Here is a 25,987-nt window from a genome sequence, read left to right on the forward strand (position 1 = left end):
TATATCTTCCAGTGATAATTCTATTATGGTGTTGACTGTACTAATTGCCAGCAAACTTGGAGAAGAAAAACCAAATTTTGATTTAGATAAATTGACAAGTAATGTCAAAGGATAAAATCAGTTTAAAAAAATATGGTAATACTTGGATTGCTAGTATTGTGCCCGAAAAAAAATTAGATATCTTAGAATATGAACTAAAATGTCAGGATATTTTAGATGATGCGGAAATAAGATATGTAGGTCTGTTAGATGAGTTTGGAACTTTACTGGCAGGAGGATGTAAACCTGGAATGACTATACGATTAACTGAGGAGCAATTAGAATCTGTTTGCAAAGAACTTGCATCTAGAGTAGCAAAGAGAAAAAAATTTGATGCTGAATTAGGACACGTGAAATATTCTGCATCACGTCGAGAACATGTTGTAATAATGAGTTTTCCAATTCATGACAAGGTAATGATGTTAGTTGCCGAATCTAATGTCAATATTGACAGATTGGCTTTTCGAGTTATTTCTAAACTTGGACGACAATGGGGAGAGTTTGTTGGCAAATAATTTCTCATTTATGTTTACTTTTTATCTTTTCATTTTTCTAACACACAAGAGTTAGTCTTAGAATCAAATATTGTGCCTGCACCACATTTTGAATTTGTTTTGTCAGGAGATTTTCCACCATCTAACACACAAGAGTTAGTCTTCGAATCAAATATTGTGCCTGCACCACATTTTGAGTTACTAGCGGCAGGTAATGCATCTGGATCTTTAGATTCTGCAACATTGGAAATTATATCGTCATTTTTTGAATCTGCCGAATTGTATCTTTCAAAAGTCTTGTCAAAAAAGCCTTGACTATACGCTCCTCCAAGAATTATTAAAATTAACACTGGAATTCCTATCATGATTGGTAATTTCAAACTCCTTCCTTTTAGTTGATTAATTGAATTGGGTGTTTTTTCTTGTTGAATGTTGTGATTTGATCCAACTTCAAATAATGATGATCCACAAAGCATGCAAAAGTTTGCACCAAGGGGTGTTTTTTTACCACATTTCCAACAATGAATTGTTTCCTTATTTTTAGAATCATCTTCCATATTTTCATCAACATCCAAATGGCTATCTGATTGTTGTTTAATGAGATATTTCTCTTTCATACGTTGTAAATAATTTTGATCTGTTACCCAGATAGTTTTATTTTCAATATATGCCTGTTTGATGTGCTCTAATCTGTACGCATCACCCACTCCGAGTTTTAGCAGTGCATTTACCTCATCAACTATGTCTGTTGAATCCATACATTTTGTATTGAGAGGTCATTCAAAATTATTTCTTTCTATTATTCTAAATCATCAAATTGACACATAAAATCTAAATTGAGTGTATGGAGCACTCTTTATATTGGACTTTATGTTGGAAGAAGAATTAATTGACCTGATGACATTTTGTCTTCAAAATCCAAATTCTTCAGTAATTCTTGAAAAACATAAAAGAATTACAGAAATTGGTCATGAACTTTATGCTGATGGTGGAATTGATGCCTTGGAGAATTTCTTTTTTGTATTACAAAACAGAATAACAGAAGAAATAGAAAAAGATCCATCCCCAATGCGTTCTCTATGGAATGGTCTTACTGATGAATGGCAGTATTGAATTCCTTTATTGAGAAACCTATCCTCTGCCGATTCTGAAAATGGTTGTACTACATGTTGGGCAAGTGCCCTTGATTGCAGGTTTTCCATTTTTCATGGTGTATGGTTTGGCGCCATCGATATCTCGTTTATCTCGGCACTTTACACAATATCCTATTGTCATAATCGATTTAGGCTCAAGGTTCTATTAGCAAGAACTTGTTGAACTTTTTTTACTAAGAGGCAAACCTCAGATCTTAATTATCCTGTTCCAAAACAATTTTTCTCATAATGGGTGATTTTTTGATACATTTAGGAACAAATCATTCGTATTTTTTAAATACATGATATTTTCACAGGACTCTCTTTGTTAAAATTTTAACTTACATTGATATTTAATTTTGAATACTCTGTTAATGCATTGTGATTCACTAGACCTTCCCAAACAAAAATTTCTGCAATAAATTCCCCTGAATCTTTTGGCGTCCATGATAGTGATGGGTTAAGTTTTTGATCTGGTGTTAATTGACCACTTATCCAACCCACTGATACTACAAAGCCTTGTTCATTTTTTATTTGAACAATATATACAAAATTTTGAGATTTTACTTGATTATTGGTAATGTCCGCTGAGATCTGAATCTGTTGATTCACATTAACATTATCTACAACAGGTTGACCAAATGCATTTTCTAATCTTGGATCATTCATTGTTGCTCTTTCTAATTCACTTAATGCAAATGCTGAAGTGAGATTGATCAAAAATACAACCAAAACCAGTGCACTCAATATTCTTATTATCACGCGTTTTTGCTCAATTTTAAGTTAATAAAGCGTTTCTACACTATTTTGATCGATTAGACTAAAATCATTTAGAAATTTTCTAAATTTTTGATAATTGTACTTTTCATTGAAATGATTTTTCCTGGATTAAGTACGTTTTCTGGATCAAAATAATGCTTGATCTCTTTGAATATTTTGTAGTTTTCTTTACCGTATTGTTTTTTGATAAATTCTGAGCGTGCCAATCCATCTCCGTGCTCAGCAGTTATGGTCCCTCCAAGTTTGATAATTTCATCAAAATACTCAATAGCAATTTTTTTGACCATGGCAATTTCTCTTCTGTCTGAAATTAATCTAACGTGGACATTTCCATTCCCCGCATGTCCATAAACAATGGTTTTTGTTTTAAATTTTTTATTTATATTCTTTAGAATTTTGAAAATTTCAGAAAGACTCTCTAAAGGAACTGCTGCATCTTCAATAACATGTGGGATTCTCTTTTCTTTTTTTATTGATTTTAAACTATAGTATAATGATGAATCCCTATATCTCCACCATCTGTTAATCTCTGAATCACTCTTTAGCTTCTTGACAATTTTACCTGTAACTGTAGTTTTTAGCTTTTTTTCACTCAAATTGATATTTTTATCATACTCTACAAAAAGAAGACACTGAGTTTTTGGAGAAAATTTAAAATTTATTTGGTTTAGAGTTGTTTTATCTACAAATTCTATTGCTGATGGTTTAGTTTTGTTTATTTTTATACAATTCATCGATGCATCTGTGATTGATTTGTATTCAACTATACACAAAATTTTTTTCTTTGGACTATCTTTTGTTTTCAATTTAATTGACAATACAATTCCTAATGTTCCTTCAGAACCAATGATTAATTTATGAGAATCCCGAATTGATTTTATTTTATCAATTCTGTATCCTGATGAATTTTTTGTAACATTTGGAAATTTTTCTACATGGATATTCTTTGACAATTCTAGAATTTTTTTTGAAACTTTTTTATTTTTTGGAAGTGATATTTTATTTCCATTTCCATCAATAAAAGTAATTTCTGTTACATTGTCAATTACACTCCCATACTTTAAACTCCTGCTCCCACTTGAATTATTTCCAATCATTCCTCCAACTGAGCAAAAAGCCCCAATTGATGGATTTGGTGGAAAAAATTTCTTATGCTCTTCTAATTTTTTATCTAGTTGTCCTTTGATAATTCCAGGACCTACTGTGACATTGTTTTTGGTAATTTTTAATGAATTAAAATTCTTCATATCAAGTATTATTCCTGTGTTTAGTGCGCTTCCTACAAGTCCTGTTCCTGTTCTTCGTACAGTAATTGATGATTTGAATTTTTTTGCAATCTTTATTGCATTAATGACGTCTTTTTCGTTTTTTGGAACTACTATCACCTTTGGAATAATTTGATATGAACTGGAATCAACTGAATAAAAATTCTTAAATTCTTTTTGGGAAAAAACGTCTCCCATTATTGACGATTCTAATGATTTTATTATTGATTTTTTCATAGAATGAATCTAAATTATGATTCTATAGTAATCCCATCTTTCTGGATCAAACAGTGTGACAAACTCTGCCTGTTCTTTATCCACTCTTGCTCTAATGACATCACGTAATGCAAAACTTGTTAGAAATTTGTATTTCATAGAATGTGCTTGCATGATGAACATATGTCGCATCTCACTTCCTCCTTTTAGTCCCCAGTATCCCATCTTTAATGCAAGAGGTTCTAAAAATATTGTATTTCCTAAACCGTAATTCTCATCTCTGATTTCTTCACGTAGTTGGTATTTTTCAAGTGGGCCTCCTTTTGAAAATCCTATGATTTCACCTTTTTTGTTATTTAGTCGAAGCGTGTTGATAATTGTCTCAGGATCTTTGATTGATTTTTCAAAATTTTCTTTTTGAAATTGTAAGGGTTTGGGTAATTGCAAAAATATGTCATAAAGTGTCTCAATAAATTTTGGGTCTTTTCTTGTAGACATTGCTTCTATTGTTGGAACTAATTTGACATTTTCATAAGAGCAATCTGCCTGAATCGTAATTTCTTGTTGTCTGAGTTTCATAAATGCAAGTACTGTATCGAAAAAATTCTTTCTCATCTCTTTGGGCAGTATCTTGAGAATTGCTCTTGCCATGTCTGTTTCTTTGTTTAATAATTCTTCAAAATACGCAACTGCACTTCTAACTATTAATGAGGGTCTCCATGCAAGTGCATGGGCATTCATCTTTGCCATTTCCATTGCTTTTGAAAAGTCACCTAATGCATAACCGCTTATTCTATCCACTACCGAGAGATACCACCCCATCTCCATGATGTGTTCTTGATATGGTAGATTGTTTCTTGTCAAATCTGAATTTTCAAAACATTGTTTAATTTGCTCTTCTGCATTTTTTTTGAGTTGTCCGCTCCAAGGATACGTTGTTCTTAAAATCAAAATCTTAATTATTTCTAAATCTATTTTTGCAGTTTCAATTAATTGACTAAGTTTTTTGTCCATTGAAATAAATTTTAAAACACTTTCTTCATGAGGTTTGTCTACATTTTTTTGAGGATCAAAATCATGAAATAATGCTGCGACATAGAGATACTTTACATCTTTATCTGTGAATTTCACTTTGTCTTGTATTGATGCTAAAAGTGAAAAATATGTCACCTCTAATTCGTGGTTGATATTGTGGTATCCGTAATAATCAGTTCCTAGCCCTTGACTTTCAAAGAGGTCCATTGTATAATCTAGCATCTCGACATAGCAATCGTCCTCTATCCCTTTTTGCACCATTAGGTTGAGAATCTCATTTCTCATAGAATGTGTATTTGCAAATTGCTGCAATAACAAAAGAATGTGACTCCTGTTTTTAAAGATGATCTAACTGTCCGAATGAATATGTAGTTTTTTATAAAATTTTGAAAGGTTTGACGCCATTTTGAACCTTTTTTGATTCTACGTTCTATCCATTAGAATTGTCTGTATAGATCATTTGCATACATAACTATTAGCAGCCCTATAGACAATCCTGTGAAGACAGTCCATCGTTCTATTTTACTCATAATTATTTTTTAATTTTGATGGGAATTGTAATACGTTTTCACGAAACACTCAATAGAATTTTGACCCTTATTGGTAAACATTCAACTTTCATTGAATAGCTGTATGCTGTTTAAAATGAATAATTTGTATAATATGCATGGGAAATTTACCTAAATTGTCAGATTTGCAAGAAAAATCTGATTATGAGAAAGAACGCAATATTCCAAATTATCTAACAAAGATTCAACATAAAGCAAAAGGAACTATCAAAAATATCTCAAGTTATTTGACTAGATTTGACAATTACCTTGTTGAAACTTACCACAAGCCAAATGAAACCGTTTTTAGTGAAATTCTAGCATATTCTGAGGATAAACGGTATAGAGTCATTTTCGATATTTTACAAGATTATGCGAATTATCTCGGCACTAAAGAAAATCATGTAGGCACCAATAAGATCAGTGCAGGATATGTTAGACATTCAATATCTACTATCCGAAATTATCTTAGATTTTTTGGATTCAAGATAACAAAAGAAGACCTTACTGATAATGTTACATTGCCTAGAATCATTGAAGAAGAAAGAGTTCCATTAGTTAGAGAAAAGTTACAATCACTCACAAACGAAGTAACAGGAAATAGAAGAATTATGTATTTTGTAATGACTTCTAGCGGTCTTAGAATTAATGAAGTGATAAGGTTAAGAAAACGTGATTTCATTTTAGATGAATATGATAGAGTTATGGTTAAAGTTTCAGCTCAAATTTCAAAGACTAGAAAACCTCGAATTACTTTCATAAGTCGAGAATCAGAACGATTGTTAAGACCTATTCTTGATAAGATTAATGATAATGATTGTCCATTTAATCAAAAAAATAGACAATGGGAAAACCATAGACACCAAGAAGAATTGGTCTTTGAACGAATACGAAAAAAGTTAGGATATAATGATAGGTATGAATCGGGAGTTCATCATATCTCATTAACCGATTCCTTCAGGTCTTGGTTTGTTACAAAGTGTAATAGGATTGATTTTGGTTTTGGTCATGCACTTGCAGGACATGAAACTTACATGAAAAGATATGATAGAATGTCAACTAAAGAAAAAGTTGATTTCTACATTAAAGCAGAAAAAACACTACAAGTTAATTCCTATTTGGATGATGAGAAGAATGAGAAAATACAGGAAGTTTACTTGAATCGTATTAGTGATTTAGAAAATGAGATGAATAGTATTAGAGAATTGTTGAAAAGAAAGACAGTTTAGGTATTTCTCATAGATTCGATATAGAAAGGAAAGATGTGTTCTTTCATCTTTTCATTGACTTTGCTTTCTTTGATTATATTCAGATGATTTTTGTCTAGTTTACCGATGGTACATTTTTTCACTTTGTTCTCTATTTTGTGGCTATATGTTAGAACATAATCGTCAGGTCGGTTTGTCTCTAGCCTATCTGCTCTTTCTGGATCCTGATTTTTCTTTAATTTACTAAGTATTCCCGTTCTAGATGATCTTACATGATAATCAAAGGCGTTTGGTCTTCTGTCAAACTTTGGTCTTCCTACTAATTCACAGTTAGGACATCTATCAACTACTCGTATTATTACAGGTTCAAAACGAATTACTTCATACCCGTTTTTCTTTAGGTCTTCTGTAACTTCTTCTTTGGTGTGTTGAAAGTTATTACAAATTCCAATACTTGATTCAGCATAGATGGGTTTTTTGTTCTTATCTACGTTGATATTTTCTTTGATGATAACTTGATTGTAATTTGGAACTTTTACCTTGCTACCATAGTGTTCTTGATTCTTATTTCCTGAATTATCAGTACTGACGGATAAATACGATTCATTTACATATTTCCTTGCCATAAAATAGAATAGCTGTAGTCTGTTATAAAATATCTAAAACCTATACTTGTTATGCACACAACCCAACGTTTAGACCAATCTACACTCAAACGAGTTAGAAAACATGGAAAAATGGGCGAATCATTTGATGTAGCCCTTACCAGATTGTTAGACATAGTTGAACAAGGAGAGAAAGACTCTGTCTAACACTTGTTATTTTTGTAAACGAGAATTTGATCAACATAGTCATCAGGATATTGATAATTGTATTTCTAAATTCAAAAGTAGAATTATTTGGAAAGGGTTAGAAGAAAGTTGAGAGGAATCGTTTTGATTCCTCAATCAACTGCTCACTATCTTAAGCACTTTCTAATTAGTAAACATGTCTTTTGTAAATTTTGTAAATCGTATAGAGATAAACTTTGAAACTGTATCCTGCTCTTACGCAAAGTAATTTTGAGAATCCAAGTAATTTCAAAAATTATACAAAATCGGCAAAGGCTAGACATGTAATCGTAGATGAACAAAATAACATTCGTCAAGGAAGTACCTATTGGGGTGAAGCCTTTTTTGATGGGTTTGTGCTTCCTGCACAAGGTAAATCTAAACCATATTGTAAGAAGTGGATTTCATGGGGTTGTGATAATGTAAAACAGCACCCAAAAAGAAAACACTATGCTGAACATGAGCAAAAAACTTGTAAAACTTCACATTGTCCAAAATGCTTTGAATCATGGATCAATAGACAGGCAAATAGAAGCACTAGAAGATTCTCAAAATTTTTAGAAAATAAAAAATATAATTTCAGGCATATTGTTTTGAGTCCACCACAAGAAAGAGCAAAGATCATGAATTATGAGGGATTGAAAAATTGGTTAAATTCTGTTTTAAAAATTGCAAATATCAAAACCTGTGCTGTGGTATTTCATCCATTTAGATTTCAAGATAGAGAAAAAATCCAACCTTATGTTAGTCCACATTTCCATCTTTTAGTGTATGGAAAAGTAACAAACACTATGGAATTTTATAATAAAACAAAATGGCTAATCAAAAACAAAGGTGGTATGAAAACGGATGTGGATATTTTTAATTGTGTCAGATATTTACTATCTCATGCAGGGGTGAGAAAGAAAACTCATGTTATACGATATTTGGGGGATATCTCTTATAGAAAACTAAAAGTTCAGAAAGAGCCACAAAATCATCATTGTCCATACTGTTCTTTACCATTGACGATATTTTATATCAAAAGTAGTAAAAAATCGCTAAAACCTCCGATAGATTATGTCGGGTTATGGGAAAAATCTAATTTTATTCCATTTTACCCAAATGAGGATTCTCGAAAAGAAGAGGGAGTTCCATTTTATGAATTAAAAAAAGATGCAAAAGATGAACGTGATTACATAGAAGAAAAGATCTACTCGTTTGAAGAATTACTCTCAGTAAAAACTAATTTGCCTAAAATAATTCATAGAAAATACGAACTAAATCAATCAAAGTTTGTTTCATCTTTTGATTGCAAAAAATTAGAAGATTTCATACAAACACCATAAAACTAACACATCACACATTTTCTGACACATTTCATCCCTATCTTAAAGCGGGGGTTTGGGGGTAAGACCCCCAATGTAGTTATTCATTACAGTTAGGACATTCACATTCATCTGTGTCTTTTTTCAAAAATGCATAAAATGAATACCCACATTCTACACAAACCATTTGTTTTTTCTTTGATACTCTGCGTTTTAGAGTCAAAGCTTTGAGTGTCGACACCCATTCTGTACCAAATTTCTCTTCATCCAAGTCGTAAAAGTAATGTTTCCAACTTTTCTTTGTTTTTTTCCTGTGTACACGATTCATTCCAGAATTCTTGTATGCTTTACACACAGACAATGTTATTTTTGTCACTGTAAATCACGTCTAATCACGTCTGTTTTTGACATATCTAAAATACATGATTTTTCCTAATATTGTGTTGGTTTTATTTACTTTGTATACTAAAAATTCTTAATTCATAGTTTAGGCTAGTAAACACTTGAATTTTTGATGAGTTTTACTAAATTTTTTAATATTGCATCAGAGAAATAAAGCGTTACAATAAGGTTCTCTCAAATTCATGGCTCAGGGGAAAATAATTGACCCTGTCAAGGATCGGCTAATTTATTAAAAAAACACAAAACCAAAAATCATATGATAGACAAACGATTGATTATTCCACTAGGAATCATCATAGCCATTATCACATTTGCACTTTGGCAAACATTTCCAGAATACATAGACATCAAGTTAGTAATGACATGGTGGATAGTTGAAGTGCCTATTGCAGTGTTACTACATTACTTCTTGAAGGAACGAGAAAAAACAAACAAACCCCATTTAATTATCAAAGAATCTCTTGCAGATAAACAAAAAGACAGAGACAAATACCATAATCATGTTCAAAAAGATATTTTTGAAAATATTGGAAATAATGAATCTACCTATTATGAGGCTATAAGAAATACCACTAAGATGAAATCTCTCATTCTACAACATTTCTTTACTCATGAACGTAATAGAAACACAGCCATATACACTAGATACAAAGAAGCAAAAACTGTTGAAAATAGATTCAATAACATACATCATGAAATCAATACTGTTATTTCTACACTCATAATGGAAACAACATCAATCACAAGCAAGACAGGTAAAATGATAATATTAGATTTTAAAAATATTTTAACAGTTTTAGGTTTTCCTGAACAAAAAAACATAATGTTAGACAAAACATTCTCTATTGATACTGTGAAATTGATAGATAAATCAAAACTATCTGAAAGATTTTTTCATTTGGAAGAAAAATCCAAAGATTGTTTTTATGTAAAATATAATGATCTTAAATTATCTGAAACAGAATCCAAGAAAATTACTAAAAAATGTTTAGAAATAATATTAGCGAAAGGATTAGAGATTATAAAAATAATACAAGAACTCAACATTTTAAAACAAAAAAATGAACAACTTACAAAAAAAGTAATTGATACAATTTTTCAAGAAATGAAAGAATTGAATGAAAGTGGTAATCCTGATTTAGGAGTATGTTATTCTTGTATTGAATATTTCCCATTTCCGACTAAGAACAAACATAGAAAAAATCTCAACATATTCAATGATGTGTTATTGTGGGGTGCTGAAGACCATTGGGAGTGAATTATTCCTTTCTAAGATATTCACTCATCATAACACGAATAGTCTCAGGTGCTGTCTCTAACATTCTCTCTTTTCGTTACTTCTCTAATGCTTTTTCCATCTCTCCAATGTGGTGACAAGGGGCTTACCATCATCAAAACGCAAGATATGAACCGATACTTGACAGGGAGAAGAATTCACTCATGATCTGTAAAGTTGACAGAATCTACAATAAATAGATGATTCTTAAAGATCAACACTTTTTATCTTATTCAATGCGGATTGTCCCTTTTTACTCACATTGTATTTTGTTCTCATTGGTCTGACATCTGTTATTTCATGTCTTTCTAATAATCCAAATGAGACCATCCAGTTTAGCATTGTAGTTATTGATGCTCTACTATCCACAATTTTGTTATTTTGAGCATATTTGAGTATCTCGTTGTAATACATGCTCTCATGCTTCATCAAATATTCAAAAATGTCATAGAATCCTTTTTTGGACATGTTATGCATAAATTCAACTAGTTTTTTCTTCTCAACCAACAAAAATACATACTAAGGACAGCGGAAAAGTTGTAAGCATATCAATACTAGTCTGATACTAGTATCAATAGTCTGATATACTAGATATTTTGATTATTAGAATATGATGCAAGGAAAGATGATTCTGGAGTTAGAGTAAGTTTTGCTTGAAGAAAAAACAGAGGTAAAAACATTCAGTGTAAATACTAACGAATTTGTCTCAATGAACAAAAAATTTAACAGAGGATAATAAAAGTATGAAAAAAATAATATTTTTTACAATTATTGTATTTTTGTTAGTTGGTGTTTCAATTACATCTATTTCTGCACAATCTCAATATCAAATTCCATCATGGGTTAAAGGAGTTGCAAACTTTTGGGTAGAGGGAAATATCTCTGATAGTGATTTTGGTGAAGCAATTACCTTTTTAATTGATCAACAAATTTTAAAAATTTCAATAATCGAACAATTACAAAATGAAAATGCTCAACTAAAAGCAGAAAATTTAGAATTACGTTCTCAACTTGATTTGCCAGAACCAACATCTGAACCAACATCTGAACCAACAATTATGGTTACAATAAGTACAGATCAGGATTCCTATGATATTGGAGATTCAATTTATGTTAAAGGTCTTGTGAGAAATTACATTTCCGATGTCGTTACATTAGTTATAAGTAATCCTGAAGGCGATACGGTCACACTTGATCAATTAACCCCAAGAACAAATGGATTGTTTACATCTAACTATCCTATTGGATCTATGTTTGATTCTAGTGGAACATACCAAATTACTGTTAAACATAAAGGAATCATAGCTACATCTACTTTTGAATTTACAAATAATGGTGGAATACAAAACTCAATTGATGTCACTACTGACAAAGCATCATATTCAGAGGGGGAAATAATTCTAGTAACAGGTAAAGTTAGAGATCTGTATTCTGGCACTCCTGTAAGTGTAATCATTATTGATCCTAATGGAGATTTAGTTTCTATGTCACAAGTACAAGTTAGTACTGATAAAAAATTTAGTACTGAACTTACTGTAGGTGGTGCATTAATGGAAGTAAAAGGAACCTATACAATTACTGCCCAATACGGAACTGAAAATAGATCTGCTAAAACAACCTTTGAATTTGGAGGCATTGCCAGAATCACTCTTTCTTCAAATGTTGACCTTGTTGCAAATGGTTCAAATGTAATCATTACTGGAAATATTGAATCTTTTGATTTTACATCTGGTACAGTTAGTTATGTAGTCCGTTCCCCTGAAGGAAATTTAGTTACTCTTGGTCAATCAATCCCACATTCTAATGGAACTTTTGAATTTTCATTGATTGCTGGTGGACAATTATGGGAATTAAATGGAGATTATACTGTTGAGGTAAAATATGGCGGAATCACCAGCGAACTTGTACTTGATTATGTTGGTGGGAATTAGTTGTTTCAATATCTTAGACTCTAAACTTGCTAACACCTAATTTTTATGAATAATGATAGATTATTTGATCTAGTTTTAATGGATATTCTGTTACACTATCAGAAGTATGTAATTTTGAAACATAATTCACATTTAATCTATTGTCAATAATTCACATCATAGTATTTTTTTATATATGAAATGGTCAGTTTGTAATATGCAAAAAATTCGATACAAATGTGATGTTTGTGAAACATTCGATGTTCGCATGGCAAGTGAACAATCTGAAATTTTCAAAGATCCAAAATGTGTAAACTGTGATCGTTCATTACGTGTAATTTAGCCATCAACCGACTTTTTACACTCATTTTACCCACCGTAGATTTGACAGTACCAACATCCGAATTTCTTATAAAGATCTTTCAGATTTGTTTGATTATGACTATTGATAATGCTGTTAAAGACATACAGGATATTTATGATTTGGTGGTGAAATTTAATGAAGATATTCAAGATGTACCTATGTCAAAAATACCTGAACTTGGAATAGCTTTAAAAAATGTTTTTGATGATAATGATATCAATAAACTCAAACCCCTTGCAAAATCTTTTGTTCAGGCTATCAAAGGATTTACTTTTGGTGCATTATTAGTAAAAGAAGGCGATAATCGACTCTGCGTAGATTGTGGTAAAGCATTTGCTTTTCATAAAGAATGTGATTATCATACCGCATTTGGCAAAGATGCTCCCGTAGATTGTCTAAAATTTATAGAGCCAACTAAAATTTAAAAACTTAGATTCTAAACTTGTTACACCAATTCTAATATACAAAGTATAACTTTTACATAATTATGACAAAAAAAGATCACATTGTAATACATAGTATCAAACATCATCTCCCAGCAGGTGGAATTGGTGCTACAATTGGCATCTATTGGGTAGTTGACTCTGCCAAAGAAGGACTATCTGCTATTACGAACGATTCAGAAATAATACAAGGATGTATTGAGATAGCTCAATCAGTATTGCCATTCTAGTTTCTAAAACTATGTTTTATTTTTTTAATTTATACCTAGAATATCCTTGAATGTTAATTGTTTTTGAGTAACACTCAATAGAATTATGAATTGATTATTTTCTAATGTCTGTAAACCCTGATTTGCTTGAAACTCTAATGTCTCATAATGAGAAAGATCCTCTAAAATTCAATCTTGCATTAAATAATGCCTCATATCCAATAATTGGTGTCTCCATAACCAATTCTCCTATTCCTGTAAATGAGCCTACTACTCGTGGAGGGGTCTACTTTTCTGATACCTTTGCCTACAAAATGAAAGGGGTAATTGAAGATCTATCGATTGTTCCATTATTGACAAAGAAGATGCTAGGGCCAAACACTGAATTTGGTGAATTAAAAATTACCACTCAAATAGAATCCGAAGGAAAATCTGTGAATCTTGAAATCTTTACAAATCTTACGAATAGTGTTCAAACCCCAAACTCGATTGAACTTAGCATGATAATTGTTAAACTGAATTCTGTTTAATTGACTTTAAGATATTTGTCATATTTTTCTCTACTTTCTTTATCTGAAAGTACTTCATATGCCTTGTTTAATTTAATCATCTCTCCTTCTGAATCTTTTTTTGTTTTATCTGGATGAGTTTTTTTTGCCAACTCTCGAAACTTTTTCTTAATCTCGTCTTGTGTTGCATCTCTTGAAATATCCAATACCTCATAATAGTTTGGAAGTTCATTATTCAAAGCAGCCTCTCGAAATTCTTTGTCTTCTTTGGTATTCTTTCTTGTTCCTAATTCCTCATAATCGTCTCCCCAATCTGAATGATATTTTTCATATGTCTTTTCCTTTTTTGATTCATGTTCTTCTTTATCATAAGATGTTTTTTTACGAAGTATGATGTCTCTGGCTAAAAACAGAAAGATTGCAATCACTGCAATTGCAAAACCTGAAAAAAGAATGATTTTCTCTTCATCTGTTACTTCAAGCTCCATGTCTATATTATTTGATTGTGCATAACCTAGTTGGGACGTCCCAAAAATAATTAATGAAATTATAAAAATACTGAATCGTTTCATTTTGCTACCTTATGTCAATCGAAAATCTTCTTTTGCTGTATTTAGAACAACATGTGTAATTGTATTTTCCACATTTGGAATGACTGCAAGACCCTTTACAAACTTGCTTAATTCGTTTCTTTCCTTGAATTTTGCTATCACTATTGTGTCTGTAGAACCTGTAATATCATAAACTCCACACACATTTTCAAATTTTGATATTTCCTCTTCAATGCTCAGAATTTTGTCATTTTTTGCGATTATCTCAATAATTGCTGTTAATGAATATCCTATTTTTTCATGATCAATAATTGCTGTATATCCTTTAATGATCTTCTCCTTTTCTAATTTTTTAATTCTCGATAATACTGTGACAGTTGACATCCCAAGTTTCAGTGCTAATTGCCTAGCTGATTGCCTGGCATCCATCATTAAATTTTTGAGAACCTTTTCATCCGTATCGTCTAGATTCATAACTTTCTATGGCGAAAAATTTATTTAAATTTTGACTAAATGCTTGTAAATTTGTTCAGTTTTTTTTACTTTGTTTTGATAAAATTTGTTTCAAATTTAATAGAATTGGGGTTTCTTGTAATTTATGAGTCAAATTCAAGATCTTGTGAAAAAGGGCCGATCTTTTATGGATGATGGAAAATTTGATGAAGCTTTGGGCTTTTTTGAGCAAGCACTTTTTTTGAATCAAAACGATCCTGACCTTTGGAATTACAAAGGAGTGGCACTTCGCAGTTTAGGAAGGTACGAGGAAGCAATGGAATGCTTTAACAAATCACTTGAAATTGATCCTCGAGATAAACATGCCTCATGATTTTGTTCTGACAAATTGTTCATCAACTTTATATTCATAAATTTTAACCGAATTTTGCCGTTACAAGGTTTGTAGGCATAACCTAGTTGTTCAATCACATACGGAAAGAAAAACCTTCATTCAAAATAATTAATCTCAGAGAAAATTTGAATCGTTTAATTGACAAAGTGGAAATTTAGATTCCTTTTAGTTAATCTATATTATTAAACATAGGAAAACATCAGAAATGAGCAAAGAAGAACCAAGTATCACTATGTTTGATAAACAATACCTGATTGACACCAATAAGAAAATTCTTGAGAGGCATCGCAGACTGACTGGTGAAAGGGTATGGATTGGTACTACAAAAACAATTGATGACATACTCCCACATGTGAACAGTGTTGGAAACTCTGGAAATAAGAGAGAAGATGTAGTTGAAAAAGCAACACATTTGATGGCTAAAATCACTCACGCTCAACCATTTGAAGATGGTAATAGAAGAACAGGGATAATCTCTACAATGCAGTTTTTACGTGATAATGGTTATGAATTAGAAATAGAATCAGGACAAGCGAATCTGGATATTAGAAAGATGTTAAAGGAGATCAAGATGCATATGAGTGGACTTCATAAAGAGACACTTGAACAGATTTCTTTTTATATTTCCAAAAGGATTGTATCATTATGAGTAAAGAACAAGAAAAATCCACAGATGAATTAATTGAGAAACATTCTGACCTTTTAGAAGAACTTGCTCATGATGATTAAATATACCTAAAATTATGGTAATGTCCTGTAAAACTCTTGTAAAATAAGACTATATTATTAACAAGATATTATCAAACACTGTGAGTAATGAAATAGATAAGGTGCTGAGACAAGCTTTTGAGTATGCAGAAGAGGAAAAATTTGATGATGCCCTCAGACTTTATGATTTAGCCCTAAAAAAAGAACCTGAAAACATTAACGCACTGGTAGACAAAGGTGTGACCCTACAAAACATGGGACGAATTAAACAAGCGATTAAGTCATATGATGAGGCACTTTTAATCTCTCCCTATTTTCTTGATGCCTTATTGAATAAGGGTGCTGCATTACATTCCGATCAAAAATATCCTGAGGCAATAGAATGCTATGATGCGGCATTAAAGATTGACAAAAAATGTGCTATGGCACTTGCTTACAAAGGACTTTCGTTAGGCGAAATGGGAAAACTACAAGATGCCCTAAAACATTTCAAAAAAGCACTCTCTATTGACAAACATTATGATTTGGCAAATATCTCAAAGGAGATTGCACAAGATCTACTAAAATCCATTAAAGAAAAGAAATCTAAAACACAGTAACATCGCCTGGAGCGGGCTGCCTTTTGATGTCTTTTTCATGTGATTCTAAGAATTCTTTATGTTTTGATTTTTGATGCTCCCTTAATCTCTCGATATTTTCAAAACCCTCATGACACAAGTAACATTTTGGTTTGTGTTCATCAACTAGTGGAAGTACCATGATGCTATTGAATTTTTGGCTTACTTATTTCTTGAGACTGTGAACTTGCCAATGACTAAAGTCAATTGACTTCTTCCTACTTCAACGACCGAGTTTCTGATCTCCACAGGCGTGCATTCCTGCGGTTCCCGCAGTAGTATGTCTGAACACAATCCGTTTTCGGCTTTACGTAACAAATGGCACATGTTCATATTATTCATACGACCGTATTTGCCTAACTCTAACATGCAGTTGATTACACATGTAATGTGTTTGAATATTTGATTGTGTTTTGTTTTGAGTTGTGGTGTGTTTGCTTTCATCCCAACCCTAAATGATGTTGGGTTTTTCCGCTCACATCTATAAGGAATATATCCTGATGGTGACATGATATGTCGTGTTAGAGCAACTAGTTGGAGATTCTCAAGCGTTAGATCGTGCAATTGCAGGGGAGGAACTATCATACAATGATGGTCTTGAATTGATGAATTATGATAATCAACACATTCTTGCAGCAGTTGCAGATAATGCCCGGAAAAAACTAGTTGGAGATACAGTCACTTTTGCAGCTTCCTACTACATGAACTACACAAATGTTTGCGCTGCAAGTTGTCAAATGTGTGCCTTTTATCGAAAAGAAGGCGCAGATGACGCATATACTTTGACTCCACAAGAAATTGAACAAAGAGTTGGAATTGCAGAACAGATGGGTGCAACCGAAGTTCACATAGTGGGAGGATTCCATCCAACACTGCCGTTGGAATATTATGAAGATATGATGAAAGTAATCAAAAAGAATCATCCTAAACTAAACATTAAAGCACTTACTGCAGCTGAGATTTATTTTTTATCAAAATTAACAAAAAATTCCACAAAAGAAATTCTGTCTCGTCTTAAAGATGCAGGACTAGATTCAATGCCAGGTGGAGGCGCTGAATTGTTTCATCCAGAAATTCGTGATAAGATTGTAAGGGGAAAATGTACAGGCCAGCAATGGCTAGATGTAATTGAAGAGGCGCATAATATGGGAATACAAAGTAATGTTACAATGCTATATGGGCATATTGAAAAACCAGAACACATCATTGATCATTTGATTAAAATTCGTGAATTGCAAAAAAAGACCAATGGCTTCATTACGTTAATTCCGTTAAAGTTCAGTTTGGATAATACCGAATTGGAGCAACAACATTTAGTGAATAATGAATGCTCATCATTATATGATTTGAAGATAATTGCGCTTTCAAGACTAATGCTTGCAAACGTTGTAAACAACATCTCTGTTTATTGGGTTGCATATGGTAAGAAACTTGCACAAGTTGCATTATCAAATGGCGGAAGTGATTTAGTTGGAACTGCATTTTCTGAGGAAATTTATCGTGCAGCAGGAAAACCTACTGCATCATCCGTGGAAGAATTGGCTACAATGGTTAAAGAAATTGGACGTTCTCCTGCACAGAGAAATACTCACTTTGGAATCTTAAAACAATTCTAGTTTTAGACTAATATTAAAAATTCAAATTGATTAATCCTTGTTTTTTAGCGATCTGTTTGGTATATTCCAATATCACTGTGATTTTTAGTTTTATGAAGGTCATAATTTGAAAAATCATTTTTGACAATGTTCCAAAAGTATTTAGATATGGTCATTGCCGATTTTAAGTATGGAAAAATATGAAAAATTACTAAATATGTTAATGGATTTTAATAGTGATATTAGATTTGCAGCAGTTTGTGATAAACAAGGTGAAATTCTATGGAACAGTAAACGTACTGGTGTAAAAAACATGGTTCCAATGGAAGATACAAAAAAGACCCTTCAAAGAGCATTGGGTGCTTGGGATGAACGTTCAAAAATCACCGATTTGGTTGGAAAAGGAATCTATGTGATTGCAGCATATGAAAAATTAAAGCGAATTACTATCCCCTTAGACAGTAAACATATCTTGTTTATCAGCGTGGATAATGTCCCGTTAAAGGATTCAAAGAAGAAAAGCTATGGACATTTAGTTGAAATGGGAAAGATAATGTCTATTGTAGATTTTGTAAATTCTACAAACTGAGTAAAATAATATCTAAGATTTATTATCTAAGCGTAGAAAGTACTCTGAACTGCATCACTTAGTAGTTTTGAATCTAAGTTTCTTATTTTTTCTGCAAGTTGTGCAACATATTCTGGAGCCATACTTCTATCCAATGTGAGATATACTGTAATCATTGGCAAATACAAAATAAGTTGCTGCATTTTTTCTCGGATTATGTGCACATGTTCTGTCATACCATACACATCATTGAAATGTTCACGTCTACCTCTACGCAAACCAACTTGATAGTAAAACATCACTCTATCTTCATCTGGTTCATTTGGAATTGAAGAAGCTGATGATTGATCAGTTAACAAATGGCCTTCCAAATCAATTAAGCCAAGATGTTGAATCAAAGGATCTACTTTGAAGATTTGACTTGCAAGTTTTTGAATTTTTTCATTTACCAATATAAAAAAAATATTTTGATGAAAAATAAACCTATCGTATGATGATGTATGAATTCAATAAAATATTGTTTACATAAAGCTCATTCACAATATTTAATTCGTAAGCATTTTGATATTCTAACATGATAGATTCTAATTATTAGATGAGACATGTGAGAATATCTTAAACAACGAGATTAGGTTTTGTGGAATTGTCAATAGTGTGGGACGACAATATTTGTGTGGGGTTATTCATTAATGTATTTTTTTGCAACTGACTTTGCAAAGATTGTTCTTTGCAAATTCATCAAACTATGATGAAATCTAAAAAAATTTACGCCAAGTAATGATACAAAAAGATAGATGTCTATTATTTTGTAAATTCTACTACCTAAATAATGCCAAAATTATTTTTCCATGTGTTTTTTCATAGAGTCTAGTTTCTCTTCCATCTTGAGATGTTTGTCTCTTCTTGAATCAATTTTTATTACAACTTCAACTCTGGCAATTCCAAGATTGTGGACCACTTCCATCATTATTTTTGTTGCGCTATTAATTACATCGATATTGTCTGACTCCAAAATTGTTCCCATAGGATTAATTTGATATCTCAAATTCTCAATTTTTTGAATTGATTCTATTGCCTTTGCAATGTAAAAACTGGCACTGGTAGTCTTTGTTGCCATGGGATATATGGAAATTTCAGCTTGGATCAAGATTGATTTTATACTGTTATTTTCATAATTATATCTTCTATGTGATTAATGATTAGAAATTGATTATGGCGTTGGTTTGATAACTTTGGATTCTCTATCGCGTTTACAAAAACTACAATACTCCTCTGATGAATTTCTACTAATTGGGGTTAAACAATCATGGCAATACTTCATGTTTATTGTTAGATCAATCCAGTATATTAGGAAACTAATTCTGAATTCTAATGACTTTTGTTAAATTGTTAATACCGATGGATTCTCTCTAAACATTGATGATTCATAAAATTCGTTATTTTGAATCCAAGCATCTATCTGAAGGCGTTTATCTTCAAGATGTCGTTAATGACTTTCTATCCACAAAAGGTGATAACATAATTGCCGTTCTGCCTATTATGGAGAGTGCCTTGTTAGTCCACTATACGGAATAACCCTCTAATTTTTTATCTAATCTCAAAAATAATTAATCTACTACTAGTCCCAATAATATGATCTTGGCAAATGATTAGTTACTTATACTACTGTCCCCCTTTAATGAAAAGATGAGAATATCCTACTGGGACTTAAAAACCGAAAATGATTAAAGAAAAATGTGATAGATGCGGTTCACCATTAGGAACTGAAAGCAGAAAAACCAAACAAAGATTTTGTGGTAATTGCAAAAAGAAATTTGAATTATACAGAAAGTAATGTTTTTTAGATTATTCGGCAGGCTTTTTTTCTTTTCTTTTAGCACTGTCTTTTTTCCTTCTTGCACCAAAACTAATCAATACTAACAAAAATCCAATGCCAATTAGCATTCCAGCTAATGTGTTATAGTCTTGATTTTCTTGCTGTGCAATTAGCAAATCAACTGCCTCTTCTTCAGTCATTCCTGTCTGACCTGCAGGCATTGTTGCACTGATATTTATCACCAAAATCGTCCCGACAATAATCATTGCAAGACCTCCTGCCAGTATTCTTTTATCAACTAGAACCATTGATAACACTAGTTGTTGTTTTACCATATATTAGGTATTTTCTTACTCTAGAATCCTTCAGGTGGTTTTTGAACAAAAACATTGCATACAAGTACATCTGTTTTTGAATCTCTGTATTGGACATTGCATGATACAAACTTTCCTTTCAATGCGCGCTCTAGATCTTCTTTTGTAGTTTCTCCATATTGTGGTTGATCAGGATCATCTATTTTTCCAATCATTATTTTTTCAGTTTTGCCGTACTCCTCCTGATTATCTTTTCGTGTGTGACTAACAAGTAATTCAAATACGTTGTTTGTTAAGATTCCAATTACGGCTCCACCAATTCCGTCTCCCATATTTTTAAAATTTTTCTGTTCTATAATTACTTGGTGGCTATGCTAAGTTCAAAATCTGGAACTAATTTTTTCTCTTTTGCCATCTCAAAGAGTTTCTTGATTGACTCCTCACCTGGATCTCCCATATTGACTGTTACCTGATTGACATACATTTTGACAAACTTTTCAATCAAGTCTCGCGGCTTTCCTCTGGAATGCTGCATTGCATATTCTATCGCGTCATCAAAATTCTCTAAACCAAACTCTATTGATGATTGGAGATATTTGTCAAACTTTGCAATTGTTTGCATGCCTAGGTCTGTTCTGATGACATTGATTCCAAGTGGAACTGGAAGACCATTTGTTGTCTTGTCCCACCATTCCCCAACATCTAAAATTTTGACGTTGCCTTCTTGTTCATATGATAATTGAGTTTCATGAATTACGAGCCCTGCGTCAACCTTGCCAGACTTTACTGCTTCTGGAATGTCGCTAAAATTCATCTCAACATAATCAAACTTTCCAATCATTAACTGAAGTAGCAAAAATGCAGATGTCATTTTTCCAGGTATTGCAATTTTACATTTTTTCAATTCATCAATTGATTTTTGCTCTCTTGCTGTAACAATTGGCCCATAACCTATTCCAAAACTTCCGCCACTTCTCAGTATTGTATATCCTGGAATATATGCACATGCATGAACTGAAACTGCAGTAACGTCAAGTTCTGGGTCTGTTGCCTTGCGATTTAATTTCTCAATATCTTCAATGACGTGATTGACTTTAAAGTCTGGTGATGGCACTTTGCCTGTAAACATCCCATAAAACATGAATGCATCATCTGAATCAGGAGTGTGGCCTACAGAAATTTCCATGTTTATTTCCTAAATTCTCGTAATAAATACCAAAACCTGTCTTGAATCGTTTTTCTAATATATGTCTGAAATAACTTGTTATCATGAATTCCATTGAAGCATATGAAAAAGACATAGAGTTTCAATTGAGTTTTTTAAAATCTTTTAAAAATCAAAAACCACTTTCTCCAAATCTTCAAAAAAATATTTTGTTTACTGGTAGTGGCGATTCCCTTGTATCTTCAATGCTGGCCGAATCGTTTTCAAATGGAATTGTAAAAGCGATGGATCCACTAGATTTGTATTCAAATAAGAAACTTGTAAAATCTAAGCATGTTTATTTTGTATCAATATCTGGAAATACTATTACTAACATCAAGGTTGCCAAGATTGCAAAAAAAGCAACTGCAATAACATCCAATCCCAACAGTAAATTGGCAAGGGTGTCTGATGAAGTAATTTTACTTGTCTCTCCAAATAATGATATATTTACTGCTGGAAGTATCTCGTTTTTAGAAAGTGCACTAACGTGTATTTCTTTGGTCAGAAAGATAACGATTCCAAAAAATGACAAATTATTTTTTAAAGCAAAATCTGATGCAAACAAAGCAAAAATTTCAAAAAGATTGTTTATTTTGGGAAATATGCATACCTACCCATTGGCAATGTACTGTGCTGCAAAATTCTATGAAATTTTAGGTTATGATGCTCATTATTGTAGGATAGAGCAGTTCTCTCACATGGAATTATTTTCTTCAAAAAAGGGAGACACTGTAATGATTTTTGAGGAGAAAAACTCTCACAATAAACAACTAGTAAAACACCTCCAAAAAATTGGCATAAATGTAATCCATCCTGACGTGCCATCTGAAAAGATATCTCAAATGATTTACTTTACATTTTTCTCTCAACTCCTTTCTCTAAACGAGGGAAAAAAGAAAAAGAAAAATGATTGCTATTTTGTTACGGCAGATAAAATTCGAAATGTTTCAAACCAAATGATCTATTGATCTTTTACAAGGCTAAGGTTTAATACCTGAATACTAGGGTCTGCGAATATGGTAAAATTCAAGTCAACAGGGGAAGTTCTAAAAATTATCAAGAACAAAGACCAAATCCGTAACTTTGGTGTTATTGCTCACGTTGACCATGGAAAGACTACAATGAGTGACAGTCTTTTGGCAAACTCTGGAATTATTGCACCGTCTGCTGCTGGAAAAGCTTTGGCAATGGACTTTGACAAAGAAGAACAAGCAAGAGGAATTACAATTTATCAAGCAAACGTTACTTTACACTTTATAAAAAATGATAAAGAATATGTCATAAACATGATTGACACACCTGGACACGTAGACTTTAGTGGAAGGGTAATTCGAAGCCTTCGGGCAATTGATGGTGCAGTAGTAGTTTGTGATGCAGTAGAAGGTATTATGACTCAAACAGAAACTGTAACTAGAATGGCGCTAGAAGAGCGTGTAAAACCAGTTTTGTTTATCAATAAAGTTGATAGGCTCATCAAGGAACTAAGATTAACTCCTGAAAAAATGCAACAACAATTGGCAGATGTCGTATCCAACTTTAATCAATTAATTGACACATATGCAGAACCTGAATACAAAGAAAAATGGAAAGTGTCAATTCAGGATGCTAGCGTAACATTTGGCTCTGCAAAGGATAGGTGGGCAATTAACCTTGATTTGATGAAAGAGCGAGGAATTTCATTTAAAGATGTAATTGATGCATACCAGAACGAAAAAGTTGATGAGCTTGTAGAAAAAGCACCCCTAGCTGATGCGGTTCTTGGAATGGTTGTAAAACATCATCCGGCACCACATGAAGCAGTAAAGTATAGAATTCCACAAATTTGGAAAGGTGATTTAGATTCAGATGTTGGAAAAGCATTACTTGCATGTAGTGATGATGGTCCAACAATTATGATGATTGTAAACATGGTATTGGATCCCGCAGCAGGACCTGTGGCAATTGGTAGGTTGTTTTCTGGTAAAATCAAAGACGGACAAACGATTAACATTATTGATGCAAAAAGAGAGGGACGTGTACAGTCTGTCAATTTCTTTATGGGAAATCAAAGAGAACAGGTAGGTGAACTCGGGGCTGGAAACATTCCTGCATTACTTGGATTGACTGAAGCTAGAGCAGGAAACACGTTATCTTCAATCAAAGACATTCCAATGTTTGAAGGCGTTCATTATGTTTCAGAACCTGTCGTTCAAATTGCAATAGAACCAAAACATCCTAAAGATTTACCTAAACTAGTTGAAATTCTCAAACAACTAACAATTGAGGATCCAAATCTTATTGTAAAAATTGATGAGGAAAGTGGGGAAACAATTGTTGCCGGAATGGGAGTTTTACATCTTGATGTGGCAACACACAGAATCCAAGATGCAAAATGTGAAATCGTAACATCTGAGCCTTTGATTAACTATAGGGAAACAGTAAAGGGAGGCTGTGAACCAATTATGGCAAAATCTCCAAACAGACACAATAAAATTTTCATGAAAGTAGAACCACTAGAACCTGAAATTGCCCACATGCTAAGAACCGGAGAAATCAGCGATATGAAAGACAAGAAGATTGTTGCAGAACTACTAAAGAAAGCTGGATGGGATACTGATACAATTAAGAGAGTTATGAAATTTGATTCTCGTGGCAATGTTTTGATTAACGGAACAAAAGGTGTGCAGTTTGTACAAGAATCCACTGATTCTATTAATTCTGGATTTGAAGACGTTATGAAAGAAGGACCTCTATGTAAAGAGCAGATGAGGGATTGCAAGTTTATCTTTACTCACTTTGTTCCTCATGAAGATACAGCACATAGAGGGCTCTCTCAACTTGGCCCTGCTTCTCGTAGAGCCTGTATGGGTGCTTTGTTAACTGCAGGAACTGCAGTTTTAGAACCCACATTGGCCATTGAAGTTCGTGTTCCTACTGATTTGGTTGGAAATGTAGCAACAGTTCTTTCTGGAAAGAGAGGCAAAGTACTTGACATGTCACAAAAAGGCGCATCAAGTATCATTACAGGCGAGATTCCAGCTTCTGAGACATTCACACTATCTGAAGAGATGAGAGGTCAAACAGCAGGACGTGCAACATGGAATACTTCCTTTAAGGAATGGACTGAAGTTCCAAAATCAATGTTAGGACCAGCAGTAGCTGATATTAGAAAGAGAAAAGGATTGGCGCCAGATCCACCAGGCGTTAACGAGTTTATCGATAAAGAGTAAAAATGGCGTTCCACGTTTTGTGAGGGAAAACCGATTGTGTTGTCGTAATGCTTTTTTGATTAAAGATCATTTGTAAAATTATGTATGCAGTTTTACTTCTATTTGAAAAAAATGACAAAGAATACCTATCACAAATCATTTCCAAACTATCAAACCAATACAAATCACCATTTTTTACTCCTCATGTAACTGTATACGGATTAGTTGATACTTCACTTGAAGAATTAGACAAGATCATTTTGGATAGCATCAAGGGTATCAAGTCATTTAACATTGAAAAAAATACCATTTCTTTTTCAGATGACTTCTGGAAGACTTTGTTTATTGAGTTTAATTCCAATGAAAATATGCTAAAAATAAACAAAAACTTGACAAAATATCTGTCACAATTTGCCAAGTATGATCTCAAACCTCATGCAAGCTTGATTTACAAAGAAATGACTACTAGGGAAAAACAAAGACTAGCCGATACCATTGAAATAAAAAATAGTTTTAAAATAACTGGGGTTGGAATTCAGGTATTTTCTGAACGTATTGAAGAATGGAAAATAGTACGAGAACACCAGTTAGATTGATTTTGACACAAA

Annotated in this window: 36 protein-coding genes; 19 read left to right on the forward strand and 17 right to left on the reverse strand. The window is 32.5% G+C overall.

Going from position 1 to position 25,987, the window contains the following annotated elements; translation table 11 throughout:
- The first annotated feature begins 101 nt into the window (after positions 1-101).
- Entirely contained in the window at positions 102-554 is a 453-nt protein-coding gene (locus C5F50_RS05590) for a DUF6659 family protein (RefSeq protein ID WP_246282176.1), read from the forward strand.
- A gap of 29 nt (positions 555-583) precedes the next feature.
- Here the strand turns inward: C5F50_RS05590 and C5F50_RS05595 are convergent, their stop codons facing one another.
- On the reverse strand, positions 584-1,291 hold the full coding sequence (locus C5F50_RS05595) for a zinc-ribbon domain-containing protein (RefSeq protein ID WP_179372673.1): 708 nt from the start codon (positions 1,289-1,291) through the stop codon (positions 584-586).
- Between the two features lie 103 nt (positions 1,292-1,394).
- On the opposite strand from C5F50_RS05595, the gene C5F50_RS05600 reads away from it, so the two are divergent.
- Complete coding sequence (locus C5F50_RS05600) at positions 1,395-1,646, forward strand: hypothetical protein (protein WP_179372674.1); 252 nt, start codon at positions 1,395-1,397, stop codon at positions 1,644-1,646.
- Positions 1,647-1,664: 18 nt separating this feature from the next.
- Here C5F50_RS05600 and C5F50_RS05605 read toward each other — a convergent pair whose 3' ends face one another.
- The 4 genes from C5F50_RS05605 to C5F50_RS05620 form a co-directional block, all read right to left on the reverse strand.
- Complete coding sequence (locus C5F50_RS05605; protein ID WP_179372675.1) at positions 1,665-1,808, reverse strand: DUF5679 domain-containing protein; 144 nt, start codon at positions 1,806-1,808, stop codon at positions 1,665-1,667.
- A 194-nt stretch (positions 1,809-2,002) separates the two neighbouring features.
- Positions 2,003-2,428 carry a hypothetical protein gene (locus tag C5F50_RS05610; protein ID WP_179372676.1) on the reverse strand — a complete coding sequence of 142 codons (426 nt, stop codon included), beginning with the start codon at positions 2,426-2,428 and terminating at the stop codon, positions 2,003-2,005.
- A 68-nt stretch (positions 2,429-2,496) separates the two neighbouring features.
- Complete coding sequence (locus tag C5F50_RS05615; RefSeq protein ID WP_246282177.1) at positions 2,497-3,909, reverse strand: FAD-binding oxidoreductase; 1,413 nt, start codon at positions 3,907-3,909, stop codon at positions 2,497-2,499.
- A 48-nt stretch (positions 3,910-3,957) separates the two neighbouring features.
- Positions 3,958-5,274: an HD domain-containing protein gene (locus C5F50_RS05620; RefSeq protein ID WP_246282178.1), complete on the reverse strand. Its 1,317-nt coding sequence runs from the start codon at positions 5,272-5,274 to the stop codon at positions 3,958-3,960.
- A 373-nt stretch (positions 5,275-5,647) separates the two neighbouring features.
- Here C5F50_RS05620 and C5F50_RS05625 point away from each other — a divergent pair, with 373 nt between their 5' ends.
- Positions 5,648-6,739: a site-specific integrase gene (locus tag C5F50_RS05625; protein ID WP_179372678.1), complete on the forward strand. Its 1,092-nt coding sequence runs from the start codon at positions 5,648-5,650 to the stop codon at positions 6,737-6,739.
- On the opposite strand, the gene C5F50_RS05630 is transcribed toward C5F50_RS05625, so the two are convergent.
- Positions 6,736-7,344: a hypothetical protein gene (locus C5F50_RS05630; RefSeq protein ID WP_179372679.1), complete on the reverse strand. Its 609-nt coding sequence runs from the start codon at positions 7,342-7,344 to the stop codon at positions 6,736-6,738. The genes C5F50_RS05625 and C5F50_RS05630 overlap by 4 nt on opposite strands.
- A gap of 51 nt (positions 7,345-7,395) precedes the next feature.
- Between C5F50_RS05630 and C5F50_RS13215 the strand changes: the two genes are divergently transcribed.
- On the forward strand, positions 7,396-7,530 hold the full coding sequence (locus C5F50_RS13215) for a hypothetical protein (protein WP_280924475.1): 135 nt from the start codon (positions 7,396-7,398) through the stop codon (positions 7,528-7,530).
- Between the two features lie 215 nt (positions 7,531-7,745).
- The gene (locus tag C5F50_RS05635) at positions 7,746-8,876 is read left to right on the forward strand and encodes a hypothetical protein (RefSeq protein WP_179372680.1); all 1,131 of its coding nucleotides are present in this window, start codon (positions 7,746-7,748) and stop codon (positions 8,874-8,876) included.
- 79 nt (positions 8,877-8,955) lie between these two features.
- On the opposite strand, the gene C5F50_RS05640 is transcribed toward C5F50_RS05635, so the two are convergent.
- On the reverse strand, positions 8,956-9,231 hold the full coding sequence (locus C5F50_RS05640) for a hypothetical protein (RefSeq protein ID WP_179372681.1): 276 nt from the start codon (positions 9,229-9,231) through the stop codon (positions 8,956-8,958).
- Between the two features lie 282 nt (positions 9,232-9,513).
- Between C5F50_RS05640 and C5F50_RS05645 the strand changes: the two genes are divergently transcribed.
- Positions 9,514-10,515 carry a hypothetical protein gene (locus C5F50_RS05645; protein WP_179372682.1) on the forward strand — a complete coding sequence of 334 codons (1,002 nt, stop codon included), beginning with the start codon at positions 9,514-9,516 and terminating at the stop codon, positions 10,513-10,515.
- A gap of 225 nt (positions 10,516-10,740) precedes the next feature.
- Here C5F50_RS05645 and C5F50_RS05650 read toward each other — a convergent pair whose 3' ends face one another.
- Entirely contained in the window at positions 10,741-11,040 is a 300-nt protein-coding gene (locus tag C5F50_RS05650; RefSeq protein WP_179372683.1) for a hypothetical protein, read from the reverse strand.
- A 236-nt stretch (positions 11,041-11,276) separates the two neighbouring features.
- Here C5F50_RS05650 and C5F50_RS05655 point away from each other — a divergent pair, with 236 nt between their 5' ends.
- The 5 genes from C5F50_RS05655 to C5F50_RS05670 all read left to right on the forward strand — a co-directional run bounded on the left by C5F50_RS05655 (position 11,277) and on the right by C5F50_RS05670 (position 13,989).
- Positions 11,277-12,464 (forward strand): hypothetical protein, encoded by a 1,188-nt coding sequence (locus C5F50_RS05655; RefSeq protein ID WP_179372684.1) that lies wholly within the window; start codon positions 11,277-11,279, stop codon positions 12,462-12,464.
- Between the two features lie 196 nt (positions 12,465-12,660).
- Entirely contained in the window at positions 12,661-12,786 is a 126-nt protein-coding gene (locus tag C5F50_RS13220) for a hypothetical protein (protein WP_280924476.1), read from the forward strand.
- Between the two features lie 95 nt (positions 12,787-12,881).
- Positions 12,882-13,232: a hypothetical protein gene (locus C5F50_RS05660; RefSeq protein ID WP_179372685.1), complete on the forward strand. Its 351-nt coding sequence runs from the start codon at positions 12,882-12,884 to the stop codon at positions 13,230-13,232.
- Positions 13,233-13,294: 62 nt separating this feature from the next.
- A complete protein-coding gene (locus tag C5F50_RS05665; protein ID WP_179372686.1) occupies positions 13,295-13,480 on the forward strand; it encodes a hypothetical protein in 186 nt (61 codons plus the stop codon).
- 104 nt (positions 13,481-13,584) lie between these two features.
- Positions 13,585-13,989, forward strand: a complete 405-nt coding sequence (locus C5F50_RS05670; protein ID WP_179372687.1) for a hypothetical protein — start codon at positions 13,585-13,587, stop codon at positions 13,987-13,989.
- Here C5F50_RS05670 and C5F50_RS05675 read toward each other — a convergent pair.
- The gene (locus C5F50_RS05675) at positions 13,986-14,540 is read right to left on the reverse strand and encodes a DnaJ domain-containing protein (protein ID WP_179372688.1); all 555 of its coding nucleotides are present in this window, start codon (positions 14,538-14,540) and stop codon (positions 13,986-13,988) included. The two genes, C5F50_RS05670 and C5F50_RS05675, sit on opposite strands and share 4 nt — an antisense overlap.
- Positions 14,541-14,549: 9 nt before the next feature.
- Positions 14,550-14,993, reverse strand: a complete 444-nt coding sequence (locus tag C5F50_RS05680; protein ID WP_179372689.1) for an Lrp/AsnC family transcriptional regulator — start codon at positions 14,991-14,993, stop codon at positions 14,550-14,552.
- Between the two features lie 124 nt (positions 14,994-15,117).
- Between C5F50_RS05680 and C5F50_RS05685 the strand changes: the two genes are divergently transcribed.
- The 3 genes from C5F50_RS05685 (at position 15,118) to C5F50_RS05695 (ending at position 16,673) form a co-directional block, all read left to right on the forward strand.
- Positions 15,118-15,345 carry a tetratricopeptide repeat protein gene (locus C5F50_RS05685; RefSeq protein WP_179372690.1) on the forward strand — a complete coding sequence of 76 codons (228 nt, stop codon included), beginning with the start codon at positions 15,118-15,120 and terminating at the stop codon, positions 15,343-15,345.
- Between the two features lie 226 nt (positions 15,346-15,571).
- Positions 15,572-16,015: a Fic family protein gene (locus tag C5F50_RS05690; protein ID WP_179372691.1), complete on the forward strand. Its 444-nt coding sequence runs from the start codon at positions 15,572-15,574 to the stop codon at positions 16,013-16,015.
- A 160-nt stretch (positions 16,016-16,175) separates the two neighbouring features.
- Positions 16,176-16,673, forward strand: a complete 498-nt coding sequence (locus tag C5F50_RS05695; protein ID WP_179372692.1) for a tetratricopeptide repeat protein — start codon at positions 16,176-16,178, stop codon at positions 16,671-16,673.
- Here the strand turns inward: C5F50_RS05695 and C5F50_RS05700 are convergent.
- A complete protein-coding gene (locus C5F50_RS05700; protein ID WP_179372693.1) occupies positions 16,660-16,833 on the reverse strand; it encodes a hypothetical protein in 174 nt (57 codons plus the stop codon). The two genes, C5F50_RS05695 and C5F50_RS05700, sit on opposite strands and share 14 nt — an antisense overlap.
- 20 nt (positions 16,834-16,853) lie before the next feature.
- Positions 16,854-17,201: a hypothetical protein gene (locus C5F50_RS05705; RefSeq protein ID WP_179372694.1), complete on the reverse strand. Its 348-nt coding sequence runs from the start codon at positions 17,199-17,201 to the stop codon at positions 16,854-16,856.
- A gap of 8 nt (positions 17,202-17,209) precedes the next feature.
- On the opposite strand from C5F50_RS05705, the gene C5F50_RS05710 reads away from it, so the two are divergent.
- Together C5F50_RS05710 and C5F50_RS05715 are read left to right on the forward strand one after the other, a co-directional pair.
- A complete protein-coding gene (locus C5F50_RS05710) occupies positions 17,210-18,307 on the forward strand; it encodes a radical SAM protein (RefSeq protein ID WP_179372695.1) in 1,098 nt (365 codons plus the stop codon).
- A gap of 169 nt (positions 18,308-18,476) precedes the next feature.
- Positions 18,477-18,875, forward strand: coding sequence for a hypothetical protein (locus C5F50_RS05715; RefSeq protein WP_246282179.1), 399 nt, complete (start codon positions 18,477-18,479; stop codon positions 18,873-18,875).
- A gap of 26 nt (positions 18,876-18,901) precedes the next feature.
- On the opposite strand, the gene C5F50_RS05720 is transcribed toward C5F50_RS05715, so the two are convergent.
- From C5F50_RS05720 to C5F50_RS05740, 5 genes are all read right to left on the reverse strand, one after another.
- Positions 18,902-19,306, reverse strand: coding sequence for a hypothetical protein (locus C5F50_RS05720; protein WP_179372696.1), 405 nt, complete (start codon positions 19,304-19,306; stop codon positions 18,902-18,904).
- Between the two features lie 386 nt (positions 19,307-19,692).
- Complete coding sequence (locus C5F50_RS05725) at positions 19,693-20,001, reverse strand: MTH1187 family thiamine-binding protein (protein ID WP_179372697.1); 309 nt, start codon at positions 19,999-20,001, stop codon at positions 19,693-19,695.
- 698 nt (positions 20,002-20,699) lie between these two features.
- Positions 20,700-21,005, reverse strand: coding sequence for a hypothetical protein (locus C5F50_RS05730; RefSeq protein ID WP_246282183.1), 306 nt, complete (start codon positions 21,003-21,005; stop codon positions 20,700-20,702).
- Between the two features lie 20 nt (positions 21,006-21,025).
- Positions 21,026-21,316 (reverse strand): hypothetical protein, encoded by a 291-nt coding sequence (locus C5F50_RS05735; protein WP_179372698.1) that lies wholly within the window; start codon positions 21,314-21,316, stop codon positions 21,026-21,028.
- Between the two features lie 26 nt (positions 21,317-21,342).
- On the reverse strand, positions 21,343-22,170 hold the full coding sequence (locus tag C5F50_RS05740) for an MqnA/MqnD/SBP family protein (RefSeq protein WP_179372699.1): 828 nt from the start codon (positions 22,168-22,170) through the stop codon (positions 21,343-21,345).
- 83 nt (positions 22,171-22,253) lie between these two features.
- Here C5F50_RS05740 and C5F50_RS05745 point away from each other — a divergent pair, with 83 nt between their 5' ends.
- The 3 genes from C5F50_RS05745 to C5F50_RS05755 all read left to right on the forward strand — a co-directional run bounded on the left by C5F50_RS05745 (position 22,254) and on the right by C5F50_RS05755 (position 25,975).
- Positions 22,254-23,159, forward strand: coding sequence for a sugar isomerase (locus C5F50_RS05745; protein ID WP_179372700.1), 906 nt, complete (start codon positions 22,254-22,256; stop codon positions 23,157-23,159).
- Between the two features lie 48 nt (positions 23,160-23,207).
- Positions 23,208-25,400, forward strand: a complete 2,193-nt coding sequence (locus C5F50_RS05750; protein WP_179372701.1) for an elongation factor EF-2 — start codon at positions 23,208-23,210, stop codon at positions 25,398-25,400.
- An 80-nt stretch (positions 25,401-25,480) separates the two neighbouring features.
- Positions 25,481-25,975, forward strand: a complete 495-nt coding sequence (locus C5F50_RS05755) for a hydrolase (protein ID WP_179372702.1) — start codon at positions 25,481-25,483, stop codon at positions 25,973-25,975.
- The last annotated feature ends 12 nt before the right edge of the window (positions 25,976-25,987 follow it).

It is taken from the genome of Nitrosopumilus ureiphilus, assembly GCF_013407185.1.
GTDB classification, from domain to species: Archaea; Thermoproteota; Nitrososphaeria; order Nitrososphaerales; family Nitrosopumilaceae; genus Nitrosopumilus; species Nitrosopumilus ureiphilus.